The 13,673-nt window shown below is 55.7% G+C and carries 16 protein-coding genes and 1 pseudogene; 6 read left to right on the forward strand and 11 right to left on the reverse strand.

What is annotated here, in order from left to right; genetic code table 11:
- The first annotated feature begins 166 nt into the window (after positions 1–166).
- Positions 167–529, forward strand: a complete 363-nt coding sequence (locus tag ACYJ11_RS21055; RefSeq protein ID WP_461649348.1) for a hypothetical protein — start codon at positions 167–169, stop codon at positions 527–529.
- An 11-nt stretch (positions 530–540) separates the two neighbouring features.
- Here the strand turns inward: ACYJ11_RS21055 and ACYJ11_RS21060 are convergent, their stop codons facing one another.
- From ACYJ11_RS21060 to ACYJ11_RS21070, 3 genes are all read right to left on the reverse strand, one after another.
- A complete protein-coding gene (locus ACYJ11_RS21060) occupies positions 541–690 on the reverse strand; it encodes a hypothetical protein (RefSeq protein WP_155120706.1) in 150 nt (49 codons plus the stop codon).
- A 157-nt stretch (positions 691–847) separates the two neighbouring features.
- Positions 848–1,042: a hypothetical protein gene (locus ACYJ11_RS21065; protein WP_306712275.1), complete on the reverse strand. Its 195-nt coding sequence runs from the start codon at positions 1,040–1,042 to the stop codon at positions 848–850.
- Positions 1,043–1,242: 200 nt separating this feature from the next.
- On the reverse strand, positions 1,243–2,394 hold the full coding sequence (locus ACYJ11_RS21070; RefSeq protein WP_461649349.1) for an SOSS complex subunit B family protein: 1,152 nt from the start codon (positions 2,392–2,394) through the stop codon (positions 1,243–1,245).
- Positions 2,395–3,593: 1,199 nt separating this feature from the next.
- On the opposite strand from ACYJ11_RS21070, the gene ACYJ11_RS21075 reads away from it, so the two are divergent.
- On the forward strand, positions 3,594–4,406 hold the full coding sequence (locus tag ACYJ11_RS21075; protein WP_461649350.1) for a toll/interleukin-1 receptor domain-containing protein: 813 nt from the start codon (positions 3,594–3,596) through the stop codon (positions 4,404–4,406).
- A 322-nt stretch (positions 4,407–4,728) separates the two neighbouring features.
- Here ACYJ11_RS21075 and ACYJ11_RS21080 read toward each other — a convergent pair whose 3' ends face one another.
- The 6 genes from ACYJ11_RS21080 to ACYJ11_RS21105 form a co-directional block, all read right to left on the reverse strand.
- Positions 4,729–5,094 carry a hypothetical protein gene (locus ACYJ11_RS21080; RefSeq protein ID WP_461649351.1) on the reverse strand — a complete coding sequence of 122 codons (366 nt, stop codon included), beginning with the start codon at positions 5,092–5,094 and terminating at the stop codon, positions 4,729–4,731.
- Positions 5,095–5,232, reverse strand: coding sequence for a hypothetical protein (locus ACYJ11_RS21085; protein ID WP_167320667.1), 138 nt, complete (start codon positions 5,230–5,232; stop codon positions 5,095–5,097).
- A gap of 71 nt (positions 5,233–5,303) precedes the next feature.
- Positions 5,304–5,459, reverse strand: a complete 156-nt coding sequence (locus tag ACYJ11_RS21090) for a hypothetical protein (protein WP_170084496.1) — start codon at positions 5,457–5,459, stop codon at positions 5,304–5,306.
- Positions 5,460–5,482: 23 nt separating this feature from the next.
- Entirely contained in the window at positions 5,483–5,743 is a 261-nt protein-coding gene (locus ACYJ11_RS21095) for a hypothetical protein (RefSeq protein ID WP_461649352.1), read from the reverse strand.
- A gap of 378 nt (positions 5,744–6,121) precedes the next feature.
- Entirely contained in the window at positions 6,122–7,237 is a 1,116-nt protein-coding gene (locus ACYJ11_RS21100; protein WP_011222356.1) for a PDDEXK family nuclease, read from the reverse strand.
- Positions 7,238–7,416: 179 nt separating this feature from the next.
- Positions 7,417–7,662: a hypothetical protein gene (locus tag ACYJ11_RS21105; protein WP_461649353.1), complete on the reverse strand. Its 246-nt coding sequence runs from the start codon at positions 7,660–7,662 to the stop codon at positions 7,417–7,419.
- An 85-nt stretch (positions 7,663–7,747) separates the two neighbouring features.
- Here ACYJ11_RS21105 and ACYJ11_RS21110 point away from each other — a divergent pair, with 85 nt between their 5' ends.
- Positions 7,748–8,008, forward strand: a complete 261-nt coding sequence (locus tag ACYJ11_RS21110) for a hypothetical protein (RefSeq protein WP_461649354.1) — start codon at positions 7,748–7,750, stop codon at positions 8,006–8,008.
- 19 nt (positions 8,009–8,027) lie between these two features.
- On the opposite strand, the gene ACYJ11_RS21115 is transcribed toward ACYJ11_RS21110, so the two are convergent.
- Entirely contained in the window at positions 8,028–9,041 is a 1,014-nt protein-coding gene (locus tag ACYJ11_RS21115) for a hypothetical protein (RefSeq protein ID WP_461649355.1), read from the reverse strand.
- Between the two features lie 300 nt (positions 9,042–9,341).
- Between ACYJ11_RS21115 and ACYJ11_RS21120 the strand changes: the two genes are divergently transcribed.
- From ACYJ11_RS21120 to ACYJ11_RS21130, 3 genes are all read left to right on the forward strand, one after another.
- On the forward strand, positions 9,342–11,117 hold the full coding sequence (locus ACYJ11_RS21120) for a transposase (protein ID WP_461649356.1): 1,776 nt from the start codon (positions 9,342–9,344) through the stop codon (positions 11,115–11,117).
- Positions 11,118–11,713: 596 nt separating this feature from the next.
- Positions 11,714–11,947 (forward strand): hypothetical protein, encoded by a 234-nt coding sequence (locus tag ACYJ11_RS21125; RefSeq protein ID WP_461649357.1) that lies wholly within the window; start codon positions 11,714–11,716, stop codon positions 11,945–11,947.
- 347 nt (positions 11,948–12,294) lie between these two features.
- The gene (locus ACYJ11_RS21130) at positions 12,295–13,122 is read left to right on the forward strand and encodes a hypothetical protein (RefSeq protein ID WP_461649358.1); all 828 of its coding nucleotides are present in this window, start codon (positions 12,295–12,297) and stop codon (positions 13,120–13,122) included.
- A 232-nt stretch (positions 13,123–13,354) separates the two neighbouring features.
- Here ACYJ11_RS21130 and ACYJ11_RS21135 read toward each other — a convergent pair.
- A pseudogene (locus ACYJ11_RS21135) lies at positions 13,355–13,673 on the reverse strand (hypothetical protein); the annotation flags it as partial.

The following is a 13,673-nucleotide window of genomic DNA, read 5'->3' on the forward strand; positions in this document are numbered from 1 at the left end:
GGACGTTCCACTAGCTACTCAGCCCGGTTTCTCCCCGGCCGGCAGACCCACGCTTGCGATACATCCGGAACTCCGTGGAATCGGTATCTCGATGTGTGCCAGCTGGAGCCACCCCGACCCGGAGCTTTTTGAGCGATGACGGCCAAGTCTGAATCGCACCGTTCTCATGCCACAGCCACACCTTTCTCCAGAGCAACAGCCATCCAACCAGCGTCAGATTCCGAGCATCGAAACGATCGGGCCGGTCGTCGACGAAGTGATCGACATTGCCCGGCAGAAGCTCAAACACCCGATCAAAGTCCGCCTGTGGACGTGGGAAGATAGAGAGTTCAAAGTCCGTGTCAAGCACTGGTACCCTGCCGGGGCAAACAACCGATACGGATACGAAGCTATCGTCCAGTATCATAGCGACCGCGAAGTGGTTGAAGGGTTCTTCGCTGAGAGAGACACGGAAACTGATGATCTGGAAGTCTTGCTAGAAACTGAGTTTGGTCGTCTCCCAGACCCAGTGGAAAAAATGAGGGAGTAGTCTGACCAGCGCTACTTCACGACCTCGCGATAGCAGTCCTCACAGAGCTGGTCAAACGATTCGTTGCGGTCAGAGTCGTGGAACGACCCCGACCGAATCCGGACCGCATCGAACTCGGTAATGAATACGTCTTCACAGCGTGGACACTGGACGTCTCCCATTTGAGATATCACCTCCCGGCGGCCCTGTCTGGCCGCCACCAGCCTGCGGCCACACAAAATCGAGGTGTGTCTATCCGGGATACCGGGCCCAGACACCGACTAACCAACAGCACCCCAGATTGCGCCGACTTTGTTGGTTAGAAGAAGATGCCCCGACTCACCGGCAAGAGCGGTTCCCGTCTACCTCCCGGCGGCAGGCCGGGATCGCGCCCGCTACCGCAGGCACGATGGACCGCCGCGAGGCGCGCGATAGCGCCGAGCGGAGCGTTCCGTCGGCGTCGCGCGCTGTCGCAACCCACCAGCCACTCAGCCCCAGTTGCTCCCGGGCCGGCTGGCCCACGCCCACGCACACACCAGGACATCGGCTCTCTCACAGCCGCCACCAGACTGACCCACGTTGACGCGCTGGTGCGGTGGCGTGCCAGTCCGTGCGCGCGGTTGTCTCGCCGCCGCCCGGTGTGCCGGAGGCGGCGGCGAGGCCGCGTGCGCGAGCACCGTCGCACCGCCCGAGGAAGCCCCCCGCTCGATGGGGGACGCCCTCGCTACCGGGCGTTAGTCTGCGGAGTGGACGAGCCCCTGATGGGTGGCGGCCCCGTGCTCGGTATCGAACAGGTCCGAACACCCGGACTCGGGACAGCGGGCCTTCCCGAGCGTCACGGCGACCGCGCGGTCAGTGTCCCGCTCGTTGGCCCACTGATGGGTGTCTGACTCGGCCTCCCACGACGCTACCGCCGGGCTCTCACCCGAGGAGCCGAACATACTACTCCCGTGTCCGGTGGGCGCGGGACCGTCGCCGCGCTCGATGATACACATGAGCGTGTCGCTCGTGACCGCCACGGTCTTGATACCGTTGTAGTCGTCCGGCTTGCCCCCGGAAATCCGAACTCTGTCGCCCTCGTGGAGCGTGCGCACCATCTCGCCGCCGTGCATGGACTTGCCCCAGACCGTGACCTTCGCGCTCGTGCCCTCGTCGTCCTCGATGTAGAGGACTTGGTACTGATTGCGGGCGTCTGGCTCCTCAATGATGTGCGTGACTTCGCCTTCAACCGTACACTCGTAGCCGTAGGGACTCACCTCGTCGATAGGCGTGGGGACTTGCAGTTCGTCACGGGCGTCCCTGAACACGGTAAAGGAAGCCTCATACAGGCTGTTACAGTCGCCCATCTGCCCGGACACAAGGGCCGCGAGTCGGCGGCTTGCCGCCGCCTGCGACAGACTGGTTTTGTCTGCCAGCGTCGCGGCCTGCTGGTTGACTCGCGCCAGCGTGTCGCGGTCCATCCACTGTCGGGGGTCAGCCGGGGAGCGGAACCCATCAGCGCGTCCGGTTTCCGCGTCGGTGAGCTGGCGAGCCGACGCCTCGCGGTCGGCACCGTCGACGTGAGCGCGTGCGACCTCGGAGTGGCGGGCTTGCTCGGCTTCGCGTCCGTGACGTTCCTCCTGCTGTTCCAGCGTTTCGCCAAAGCGCCGGTCCGGACCAACCTCGGTCGAGCGGGTCCAGTCGTAGTCGTATGCCTCTTCCTGCCGGGCGTAGTAGTTGCCACGGCTATCGCTACCCCGATTCATCCTGAAATCGAGTTCGTCGCCGTTCTCGGTTGCTGCAACCGCCTCTAGAAGCTGTTCGGGGCCACCCTCAACGTGGGCCGAAAGGGAAACAGTCTTGTTGCTTGCCGATGCTTTCTTACCGCTGGAATTGCTAGCGTACATTGTCTTTCGCATCTCCGCGGAAAGACACTTGTCGGGTGTTGTCGCACCCGATTTCTGCGGCGTAAAACTGCCCTGCCAGCGCCGCGTGCGTCGTGTCTTTCCGTACGTAAAGGCATGGGTGCCGACTACTTAAAGGTACCGGACTATTTGGATTGTTTCAAGTGTAATATTCGGGTGTCTGAGTGTTTCTAAGCGGCGTCTTGTGTTTCGCTATTCGAGGGAGAATAATATATAAATACGGGTAGGTGGTTGACACCCCGGCGGGCGGCCCCATCGTGTGCGGTTGCGGTGAGCTAGCATCCCGCGCGGCCAAGCGAGTGCCGGATGGGTGAAAGCCCGGCAGCGCAACGAAGTGAGCAGCCCGGAACACAGCGACTGCAAGGAGCGTCCTCGTTCCGGCAAGGGAGCGCCGGCCGCGAGGGTTCCTCAGCCGGATCGCGCGCGACTCTGACGCGTGCGTTCGATTCTGCTGTGCTGTGCCGTAGCAGTCGGGTGGGACTGAAAGGGGCACGCCGCTGGCGCTTGCCGTGGTCGCGTCAGCGACCCCTATCCGCGTGCGGTTTGCGCGGATATGTCGCTGAGCGACCGCCAGCGGCGTGGGGCTTTCAAGGTGTGCTGGTCCGACACCGAGTCCGTCGTCGCGATACCGTTCGGAGTAGTGCCGTAAGCCCCAGCAGTCCCGTCGAAGCCAGCAGTCCCCCCGAAGTCAGCCGTGCCGCCGGCGTCAGGGCAACGAGTCTCGCCACCAGTGGTCCCACGAGTCCCGCCATCCGAACCGCCGCCTCCCTCGACACCGTCACGAGTGCCACACGACTCGACTCCAGGCCCAGCAATACCAAAACCTCCTGCCGGCCACACATGAGATGAATCTCACCAGTATCCTCTTCGCCGGCTCTCGGTCCACGTACCGGCTCAAACAAGAGCGAGCGAGCCGCTCAGCGGCGGCTGCCCGGCGGTCAGACGACACACCAGCCAGCCACCCGTATCTGCCCGGCCGTCAGTCCCATGCCGACACACGCTCGTCTCTCGCGCTCTCAGCCGGCTTGCCAGCCCCACGCTGCCTAGAATCGGCAACTCCGTCAGGCGGGTTAGGTGTGGTGTACGTTTGAGGTGAGTAGTTCGGTGCCGTGTTCTGATTACAAGTGCTCTCGTTGACCGTCTAATCCTTTTTACCACTCCGCTCTCACGTTCTGTATATTATGAGCGATACCGCCAGTGAGGACGAGAGCGAACATGATGTGATGATTTCCTACTCTCACGCTGACTCCAAGCAGGTCGCTAAGGAACTCTACGAAGAATTGACCGCCTATGGACTGGATGTTTGGTATGATGGCGTGAAGCTGAACATCGGCGACAATATTCAGGAATCCATCGACAAGGCACTGAGCAAGTCGGACCACGCAGTAATCATTATGTCTCCCACGTACTTCGAAGGGATGTCACAGTTGGAACTCGGGGGATTAGTCCAGATACATAACGACGAAGATCATAACGTGCTCCTCCCTGTCTTACACAAGATGGATTTCGAAGAGCTGCGAGAAGAGAGCCCGAGCCTTGCGGGGATTATCGGCAAAAAGATATCGGAGGATAACGTGGCCGAGGTGACTGCAGACCTCTACTCGGCTATTGAGTCATCTGACGCAAATGCGGGTTCGCAGTCAAACAGCAACGGTGGTGGGAAGAGAACGGATATTCGAGTGAGTATGGAGGACTTCGTGGATATCTCCAAGGGTTCCAGAGTCATTATCAATGAATGGCGGACAAGTGGAACTCCTCACAGTGGCAGCATTACCGCTGTCAAGATGACTGTTGAGGAAAGCGGTCTCAGCTACAGTGGTTCGAATTTTATGGGTACATCGAAAGTCATCAAGAATGAGCCCTTGGAGGGCCATATCTCCAACATCACGGAGAAGTCAGCGGGGAAAACTGAGTTCACACTCCGTATTCCACAATCTCGTTTAGATGAGCTTTCGGACGACCGAGACGACTACAAATCAGGGTTAGTCGGGTAGTGTCAAAATACGACTCGCTGGACACCCTCCATTGGAATGACCGACCCCACGTTTCCGCTGTAACTGATCCCGCACTTCGGGTATAACCATCAGGGCTTCCGCTTATAACTGAAATGAATCCCAGCTATTGCTGCATCCATCCTCTGTATCTTGGACTGCCTTCTGTAACTCTGTCTATCACAACATTTTCTCACCTCCGGTTGCACCGCAGCAAATCGACTGCGAAGGATTCTATAACACGCTGCACCCGCTAGGAACACACAAAAGTACGCTACATGAGGTCCGTCTGACATCGAGCCCGCTCTAGAAGCTGGTGTCTTGCTTACAGGAGCCGAGCGAGGGACTGCTTGAGACGGCCCTTCACGCCGGATGATGCAACGACTTCAATCTCGACGACACAAGAGCACAGTAGCAACAGCTCGCCACACGCGGGGCATTCCTCGTAGTCGCACAACCGATGATGTATCTCGCCGTGCTCGACACCACACGCAGGACACGACTGGTCGCGCCACCGTTCGAGGTCGACGGTAACGGCCCGTTCGTTGCTCTGGAGGACTTGTAGCTTGTACGTGAGATACTGGCTACCCTCGCCCCACGGAATCGGGTCGGAAGCCACCCCATTGACGTAGTAGCGTTTGTCGACACACGCCGACGCTGACCGTGGCCGGCGGCAGTCGGGACAACACATCTACCTCTCACCTCGGGGACGCCCCGCAAAAACCTCGCCACTCGTCTGTGCCTGCCGGTGCTGGTCACGAATGTCCGGTCGGTCGTCGGCTTCGGTACTTGGAGACTGTTCGTCGACAGACTGCTGTTCGGTGCTCATGTTCGGGAAACCCCTCACCCCATCGGGGGGACACAAAATTGCTTCCAGTACGAGCACGCAACCGACAGCACTCAGGCCTCAGCGACGTCCCAGACAGAGAGATGGCCGCTGGAACAGACGCCGGCGTGACGCCCGACAGCCATGCAGGGCCCGTACTCTCCGTCGACACACGCGATGCGCTCGGCGTCGAAGATCGGCGCGTCGCACTCGTCGGTTCTGCAGGTCATATACTGAGACGAGTCACTGGACATCACGCAGCGCCCTCCATCGCTTGGTGACGGAGCTCGCTTTCGTCTGGTAAATCCCAGCCGTGGTACTCGCGAGCGATGTGGCGTGCTCGCTTGACGTTGACCACGACGCCGGCTGCTGGTGACTGATGCGCCTCAACGCGCTCTTTCAGGTATGCAGGATGGGTGCGTGTGTACGTGCCAAAGCCGAGGCCGTCTGGCCCGCTCTGAGTCATGACGACGTAGCCCTTCAACTTGGTCTGGATCGCGTGTTCCTCTGACATAACTGGAGGTCAAGACGCTCTCTCTGGAACGCCTCTCGCCCGACGGAGGCTCACAAAATACGGGTGAGTTCCCTTGTTGTCAGACTAAGATTGCTTTATTAGCTCGATCTATGCACTCGCGCCGTCGTTGGACCCTCCCAACAGATCCTGGCGCGCGGTCGCACACTGTCAGGAGTAGTCTGGAAACCATCGCAACCCATGTGAACATTATACATAATTCAAAAAAGTGGAGGTGTCGCTGCCTCTCTCAGGCCGTCGCGACGACGTGTTGATGTTGTGGGGAAGCCAGTTTTACAATTCAACAACCGCAAAATGAACTTGCTATCCTAGATAATGCCTGAAGCGTGACCTCAACAAACTCAGGGCTTTGAGAGTATCTTAACGCCCTTTATAATACGGGTCCCATTCACCGTCGGAGTAGTCTATGCAACCCACACTCCATCCACAACCATTCCAGAACCGATCAAGAACCGGTTTCAATGCTTGAGGTGTAGATTCGTCGAACGCTGTAATTTCAGCACGAGTAAGTGACATGGTCTCTCTTGGGATTTTTGCATCTTGTGGACCGTGAACGCGCTTTTCATACCACATCTCAACATCTTTGAAACCATGGACCGTAAGATATGCGAATATGGGCGGTTTCGCTCCAATCTCTTTCAAGCACTTCAACGATCCACGAACCGTTTTGACCACCTCTGTGTCGAATTTATGTGCTGGGAACGTTCCATCATGGCCGACGAAGTAGGTTGAAACAGCCTCAATCCACCCATCCTCGTGAATGAATGTGTAGTCACGATGCTCGTCAGCGCCTCTCTCACGAACAAAAGTTTTACCAATATCAATTGGATCGCCGTCGAACGGAGCCTCTTCATCTCCGAACTTAGGTGGCGTCGGCAATTCAGAGGGGGGAACCCCATATTCCATGCTCTCCATTCCATTCGGTAGCAGGTGAATCGCCACAAAGGGACCGTCTTCAAGATTTACAGGGATTTCCTCCCGATCTATTATTGCTTCAATTCGTGACTGCTTCAAATCTTCAATAGCCTCAATGCTGTCTGGCCTTCCCTGCGGATCGACACCCAAATGACGTTGAGCAATTTCGGGCAGGTCTGTCTCAAGCTTATTACGCAACCGCTCAAGATGCCACAGATCAAGTTCCCAATCGTACTCTTCTCGAACTTCTTCTCGCATATCCATCTCCTGCTGACCAGTCACTTCTTGATTCGTCACAAAGACAAATATCTCATATTCTCGCTCGTGATCTCCTGCCTTAGAAGCATCTTTACGAAGTTTCTGTCGCCACGTTTTTTGTTTACTGTAATGTGCTATACCTGCTTGACCACCGATGGTCACATATGCGTCTCGTCCGGCGTCAGTTCCTTGGGTTCCACTCGGATTAACATCGTATCCGTATGCGGAGAGAACATCTGAAGCCAACTGTTCTAATGTGTCTGGTTGAATACGTAAAAGTGCGATCTCGGTATCTGTCGTCATATCTAAACACAACAGATTCCGACTATTTGATTGTCCTGAACGAATTCTTGAGTGAAGTGTTACCGGTGAGATTATAATTGGCAAGTACGTTCTCTGTTACCGGGTTCTGATCGAATTTGGTCGAAATCCACCTCTTCCGGTAGAGGCTCACAAAATACGGGCGAGTCCGCGCCGTTGGGCTAGGATTGCTCTAGTGGCTCGACCCACTCGGGAGCGCAATCGTGTGTGCCGCCGTAGATCGAGTTGTCGGGATACTGGTCGTCGTCAGCCTCGACAGAGACGATCACGTTGCCGCCGGAACGCGAAATTTCTGTAACGGTTCCGACGACTGCATCGAGTGGGCCGTCTCCGTCGGTCCAGTCGGTTCGGACGTGGTCGCCGCGGTCGAAGTCATACTCCTCGAAGGAGGGCGCTGTGGTACTCATGATCTCCTCCGGCTCCGAGGGAGACACAAAATGGCTCGGATGCCAGCCAGAGCGCTGATGCTTTTCGCCGAGAGAAGAAGAACTGATGACCGAATTACGGGTCCGGAAACCCGATGGCTGGACGACCGTCTCGTTTCCCGACGAAGTTGCGACGATCTCGGTTGTCGGTGGGAAGGTCGACGGCCAGCTGTGCCTGACCCTCACCGGCGAACGGGAGGACGGTCCTCGCATCGTCGAAACCGGCATTCTCGACGTCGACGAAAATGACGAGCACTTGCTGGAGAATACAGTGCCCCGGACCGAGGACGGGACGAATGTCGTCTTGGATCGGCTACTGCCGGATTGACTGCAATTTCAACTGAGGACTACCGCTCCCACGGAAAGAAGCCATTCCGCTCGCGATAGGCACTGATCTGGTCCTGAAACGCTTGTTCCTGGAAGTCTGGCTCGTCGCCGTGGATGTCTTCGGGTGAGACGCCGTCAGGAAGATGCTCGTAGTCCGTGGCGTCCTCCGTGTTATCTTCCTGTTCGGGCTCGTGTCGGTGCTGCCCACACTCCCTGCAGGTCCAGATCAGCCGGTCAAGATGTGGGTGACACTCGAAGCCATCGAGTCCGTGCGATTCGTGTCCCGTCACGGCGCCACACTGCCGACAGTGGAACCCGATACCGATTATCTCCGGTTCGGCTCTTGCCTGATGGCGCTGCACGACGCCGGGAACAAGCCAGTACGTGCCGTCGTTCTGTCGGAACTCATCCGTGAGCTGCTGGAACTCCGAGCGGTCGGTGACCGGCGACCCGTCCTCGAGATAGATCCGTGGCTGGACGTCGTCTCCATCCCAGTTAGTCTGTTTGTCGGCTGTCTCCAAGAGCGCCTGTCCGGGTTCCTCGTCGATCGTGGTTTCGGTTGGCAGGTCGGGCCAGCCCTTCGTGAGAGTGGCGGCTGGCTCAGTTCCGAAGGCTGCTCGACACTTCACGGTTCCATGAGAGACGTCCTCGCCGCTCGCGATGCTATCAGACACGGAGAAGGCCGCAGCACCGAGGGCTCGTGCATGAAAGTCAGTGTTTGCTTCGACGAGTGCCAGAATAACCCGCCCGAACGTCCACTCCCCAAGTGGGCTGCTATCCTGATCGTCGAACGAAGTCTCTGAGACGCCGGTTTGAGCGCAGAACGGACACTGGCGCTCGTCCCGTGGAATGTCCTGTCCGCAGGTTCTACAGGTGCGAGTCTCATCCTCTGTACGGTCGGGATACTTGGTGGATTCGAGGACTCGTTCCCGTCCGTTCCCTCTCGTTTCAGGGTCGGAACTCGCTGCGCCGAGGATATCAGCGGGATCGTACTCAGGATTTCGGTCAGTCACACGCATGGTTGCGTTCGTCATCGTATTTAAACTCCAGCCCCGAGGGAATCACAAACCGACAGAGAGCGAGAGTCTTGCCTGATACAGTGAAACAGTTGTCGACCTAATGATGTTGTCACTGGTTGCCGTGCAAGATGTAGAGGTTGACCGTGCCGTAGAAAGGGGTCGATTCTGAACCTCCAACTTGGTAAGATGGTTTCCAATAATACTAGTAATAATATAGGAGCAAATCAATAGACAGTAGCTGATTTTTGTGATAATAAATACACTAATTATATGTTACTGTAAATTAAATGTCTTCGTAAGCAATAGTTCATCGGCTTGGTAACCCCCATGTTTCAAAAAAATGATTCTCATGCTCAAGAGCAGCTCTTTTCGCCAGTAAAAGAGCTGCCGGCTGGCGCACGCGAAAAGCTGGAGAACCACTGGTCAACGCACTTCTACGAACACGTCTTCACACAGATTGACGAGGATAAGTTCGGAGTGCTATACCACGAGGGGTATAGCCGTCCGAACAAACCAGTCAACGAACTCGTCTCACTGGAAATAATCAAACATCTGATGGACTTGTCTGATGAGGAGCTTGAGTACGCCTATCTGTTTGATTTTCGTGTCAGGAACGCACTGGGGAAGGAAGCTCTGGGCGACAACATCTGCCAAAAGACGTTCACCAACTTCCGGCGGCGACTGATGGAATTCGAAGAAGAAACTGGGCGTGATCTTCTTCACGAAGTGTTTGAAGATCACCGCGCCTATCTCATGGACGAATTCGATATTGACGGGAGTACCCAGCGCATGGACTCAACGTACATTGAGGCCAATATCAAGCAACTGTCTCGGGTGGATCTCATTGCGAAAGTCCTTCACAACTTCCTGACCGATCTCCCTGCGGAGATCGGTGAGGAGTTGCCGGCTGGAATGGACCGCTTTGCCGACGTTGAGAACCTCTCACTGTCATATCAACTCGAACCAGACGAAGTCTCATCAACCATTGACACGCTCATTGAGCATACTGCGTGGCTTGTTGATCGCTTCGAAGATAAGCCAGAGTACGCCAGCTTGGAGAGTTTCGCTCATCTGGAGCGTGTCCTGGATGAACAGTGCTATCGCATTACTGAGTTGGAATCTGATGATACTGATGAAGACGATGATGACGATGAGGTGCAGTCCAATCCCGGTGACGGGTCACCGGGATGGAAGCCGCTTCGGGAATTCGAGTCGATTGAGGCAGAAAAACAACACGAGTCAACCACTGATGACGGGAGTTCAGAACCCGAAACATCGAACGACCGCGTCGGGCTAAAAGAGCCCGACGAGGTCGGAAGCGGATCTCTTCAGCATCCACACGATGACGAGGCAACCTACCGAGAAAAAGACGAAGAAGATTTCTTCGGCTACAAAGCGAATGTTGCTGAAACGTGTGATGGAGACAATCCATTTCGGGTGATAACGGCTGTTCGGGCAGACACCAACAACACGCCTGACGGCGAGTTGTTGGAAGACGATGTGCCAGAGCTACCGAACGAAACGGGGTTAGAAGATCTCCTCGTTGACGGCGGCTACGCTGACCATGACGTAGAAGCGCTTTGTGAGGAGTACGGGATCACACAGCACTTCTCTGGAATTCCTGGTGAACAGCCAGCTGAGGACAAAATCTCGTTGGCAGACGCTGAGTGGGAGCGGAACAGAATGGTTGCGTGTCCTGCCGGACACGAACCATTCGACCAGCGGTATCTGCCAGAGAGTGGACGCTACTCCGGGAAGATGGACAAAAGCCTGTGTAGCAACTGTCCTCTCGAGGAGAACTGTTTTGTCCAAGAGAAGGTGCAATACTACGCGTATGGGTTCTACGAGCGACGATTAGAGGTAGCTCAGCGTCGCAAGCGCCTTTCTGATCCAGAAGAAGAGTTGCTGCAGCTACGCGCTGGTGCAGAGTCTCTGGTGCACGAAGTGTATCACCAGGACAGAGAAAAGACGAAGTTCACGGGGAAAATCAAGGTCAAGAATGCGTCGATAGCGAAAGCTATCGGGACAAATCTGAAACGCGCCTCCCGATTCCTTGAATCGGAGGCGCAGACGAAGAAATCAGTCGGGTAGCTAGGGAAATAGAAGACTATTATCGGCGTAGCAGGTATCTCACAAGTTTTTGAAATGGGGGTGGGTTGTTAGACCGACAGGTAGAGACTCTTCGATAGAAAATTGGCCCCACTCGCTTCCAGCTGTTTGGTTCTCGTTGACCCCCTTTCTACGGCACGGTCAGAGGTTCCATTCAGCACTGGGTTCGCGTGTATTTCTAGTTTCGTTGCGTGCTCAATTCCCGTCTGACGTACCGCTCGCGAGCCACCTCGTGAAGCTTCCCTCGGTTCCAGAAATCAGCGTTGGGTGCAGCCACACCCTCGAACGCATCACGGTTTAGCCACCGGTCGCGAAGTTCCGTCGTGATCACGCCAGTGCCGCTGCAAAGACTACAGACGTTGTTCACGGGGTTATGCATACAACGGCCCTGCGCGTGACAGAAGTCGTCGATGCACTCAACCTGTTCACCGTCGCCACCACACTCGATACACCGAATCCAGTCAACGTCGTATTACGAGCAGAGCGGTCTGCGGTTGCCCCCTCACGCCGACTCACCTCCCAAGTATGCCGTGTGGCACAAACTGGTTTTACAAGCCCTGAAACCGTTGTACTCGAATATGGACATCGACTTCAGACTACCCGACATATCGCCTGTCTCGATAACCGTGGTTGAAAATTTGAACCTGTCGTGGGGAGATTCTACCCAGAACCCGGATGACAATAGCGACGATGACGACAGCGATGGGAACAGCGATTCGGCCCCGGCCGTAACCGACATCTGGGGGAAATCTCCCAGAGCAAAACGCTGGGAAAAAGTCGATCGGCCATACCACCCAGGAGACCGCCGGTAGTCGAAACAGCACTGTTCACGCTCAGTACCGTCGTTACAGCCACCGTCGCAGTAATCCAGTTAGCAGGTGAAGCCGACGATGGTGATGATGAGGACGGCAAAGGAGGAAGTGACGGCTCAGAACCAACCAGATTCTACCCAATGGACGAATTCGCAAAACGCCGGATTCGGCGGTAGTGATCAGTGCTTTCCACACACTGTGCACAAGAATCGGGTCTCATAATTCCTGAACCAACCATACAAAATAATAGAATCCAACTGACTGGGTTTTTGTCTGCCAAGTGGCATACGCACTTAAACTGTCGATACAGACGAAATACCTATCCACACAGTGAATCAACTACGGCCATGGACCGGCGCACGTATCTCGCTATCATCTCTACAGCTTCCGTAGGAATCGCAGGCTGCAGCCAGCTCAACTCTAACTCAGGACCACCCGAAAACACTGAAACTCAAACTGCGACCGACACGACCACAACGGAGACCTTGACCCCGACCGATACCGAGACGCCGACGCCAACAGAAACGGCGGTAAACATCCCTGATGACCCTGTGGCCGCAGTCGAAATGTATCTGCAAAAATACTACGAAGAGGGCGACAGAGAATGGGTGAACGAGTTCCGTGCAGACAATGGGAATAGAGAACCGGCTACAGAGGAAGATATCGAAGCACTCCAAGAAGTTGATGTTACAGTCAACAGTGTCGAGTTGGTCGAAGAAAACCAAGACAGCGCAGTGGTTACAACATCTCTTGAATTAGAATACGATGACGAATCTGCAACAGGGACGTTCCGACTGGAGTTACGCAGAATTGAGGGTGAATGGCGTCTCTGGGACTCTAGAGAGTCTGACGACGGGGTGGTTGTATCTAACATTGATTTCCAGCAGTCTGATTTCGGTATCCAGTCGATAGTCAGGATAGAGAATAACACAGAGCAAAGAGTAACGTTGGACGTTCGTGTCGAAGCTTATGAAGGCGACTTACTACTTGACTCTGGCTCGGCAACAGGAGAGGTTCCAGCTGGCCGGATTTTAGAGGTTGAGGATATTTATTTAGAGGTTGATGAGGCGCGAGTGACTGAGTATGATGTGTTAGCGAGGCAGATTGGGGCATCTGAGTATACTCGTGTTTCTGGTGGCAGTGGCAAGACCTTCAGAGAGAAACTGAATAGCTGAGAGTATCGTACTCTCACTGAAAACAATCCACGCCGATATACTGGGCGACGGGTTTGAGATCGACGAGCTCTGTCGGGGCCTCATCATTGACAGGTAGTACTCTCGACTTCGGGGCTCCCTCTATGCGAGATACGCGCTGTGCATCTTGCACAGCCCGATCTACCAACCTCGAGACAGATACCAGTGTTTTGCTGTCTTCGGTAAGAGCCGAGACCAAGACACGACGAGTTGGCTACTCGCCGTCCGTGCTGTCCGTCACTTCTGCGATGAACGTGTCCGTGGCCCTGTCCAGATCGTACTGGTTGATGAGTTCGAGGGCAGCCAGCGCTGCGCCTGTGTCTACGAGGTCTGCGGCGAGCAACCGTTTGAGACGAAGAGAGCCTTTGTCGGCACGGTCGGAATCTGAACCTCGCATCTGGGAAAATTCCATGAAGAGTCGTCGCCAAGCAGTCGCCGAGCCGGTCACCGTGAGATTCCAGTCCGGGGCTTCATACCTAGAGGACGACTGCCGGCGGTAGTGGCCTTCAAGTCTGTCGAGCAAGTCATCGATG

The sequence above is a fragment of the Haloarcula sp. H-GB5 genome (assembly GCF_054850705.1).

Bases quoted from the DNA above. Each gene is read 5' to 3' on its own strand.
- ACYJ11_RS21055 (WP_461649348.1), top strand. From the start codon at position 167: ATGCCACAGCCACACCTTTCTCCAGAGCAACAGCCATCCAACCAGCGT.
- ACYJ11_RS21060 (WP_155120706.1), bottom strand. From the start codon at position 690: ATGGGAGACGTCCAGTGTCCACGCTGTGAAGACGTATTCATTACCGAG.
- ACYJ11_RS21070 (WP_461649349.1), bottom strand. From the start codon at position 2,394: ATGTACGCTAGCAATTCCAGCGGTAAGAAAGCATCGGCAAGCAACAAG.
- ACYJ11_RS21075 (WP_461649350.1), top strand. From the start codon at position 3,594: ATGAGCGATACCGCCAGTGAGGACGAGAGCGAACATGATGTGATGATT.
- ACYJ11_RS21080 (WP_461649351.1), bottom strand. From the start codon at position 5,094: ATGTGTTGTCCCGACTGCCGCCGGCCACGGTCAGCGTCGGCGTGTGTC.
- ACYJ11_RS21085 (WP_167320667.1), bottom strand. From the start codon at position 5,232: ATGAGCACCGAACAGCAGTCTGTCGACGAACAGTCTCCAAGTACCGAA.
- ACYJ11_RS21090 (WP_170084496.1), bottom strand. From the start codon at position 5,459: ATGACCTGCAGAACCGACGAGTGCGACGCGCCGATCTTCGACGCCGAG.
- ACYJ11_RS21095 (WP_461649352.1), bottom strand. From the start codon at position 5,743: ATGTCAGAGGAACACGCGATCCAGACCAAGTTGAAGGGCTACGTCGTC.
- ACYJ11_RS21100 (WP_011222356.1), bottom strand. From the start codon at position 7,237: ATGACGACAGATACCGAGATCGCACTTTTACGTATTCAACCAGACACA.
- ACYJ11_RS21105 (WP_461649353.1), bottom strand. From the start codon at position 7,662: ATGAGTACCACAGCGCCCTCCTTCGAGGAGTATGACTTCGACCGCGGC.
- ACYJ11_RS21110 (WP_461649354.1), top strand. From the start codon at position 7,748: ATGACCGAATTACGGGTCCGGAAACCCGATGGCTGGACGACCGTCTCG.
- ACYJ11_RS21115 (WP_461649355.1), bottom strand. From the start codon at position 9,041: ATGACGAACGCAACCATGCGTGTGACTGACCGAAATCCTGAGTACGAT.
- ACYJ11_RS21125 (WP_461649357.1), top strand. From the start codon at position 11,714: ATGGACATCGACTTCAGACTACCCGACATATCGCCTGTCTCGATAACC.
- ACYJ11_RS21130 (WP_461649358.1), top strand. From the start codon at position 12,295: ATGGACCGGCGCACGTATCTCGCTATCATCTCTACAGCTTCCGTAGGA.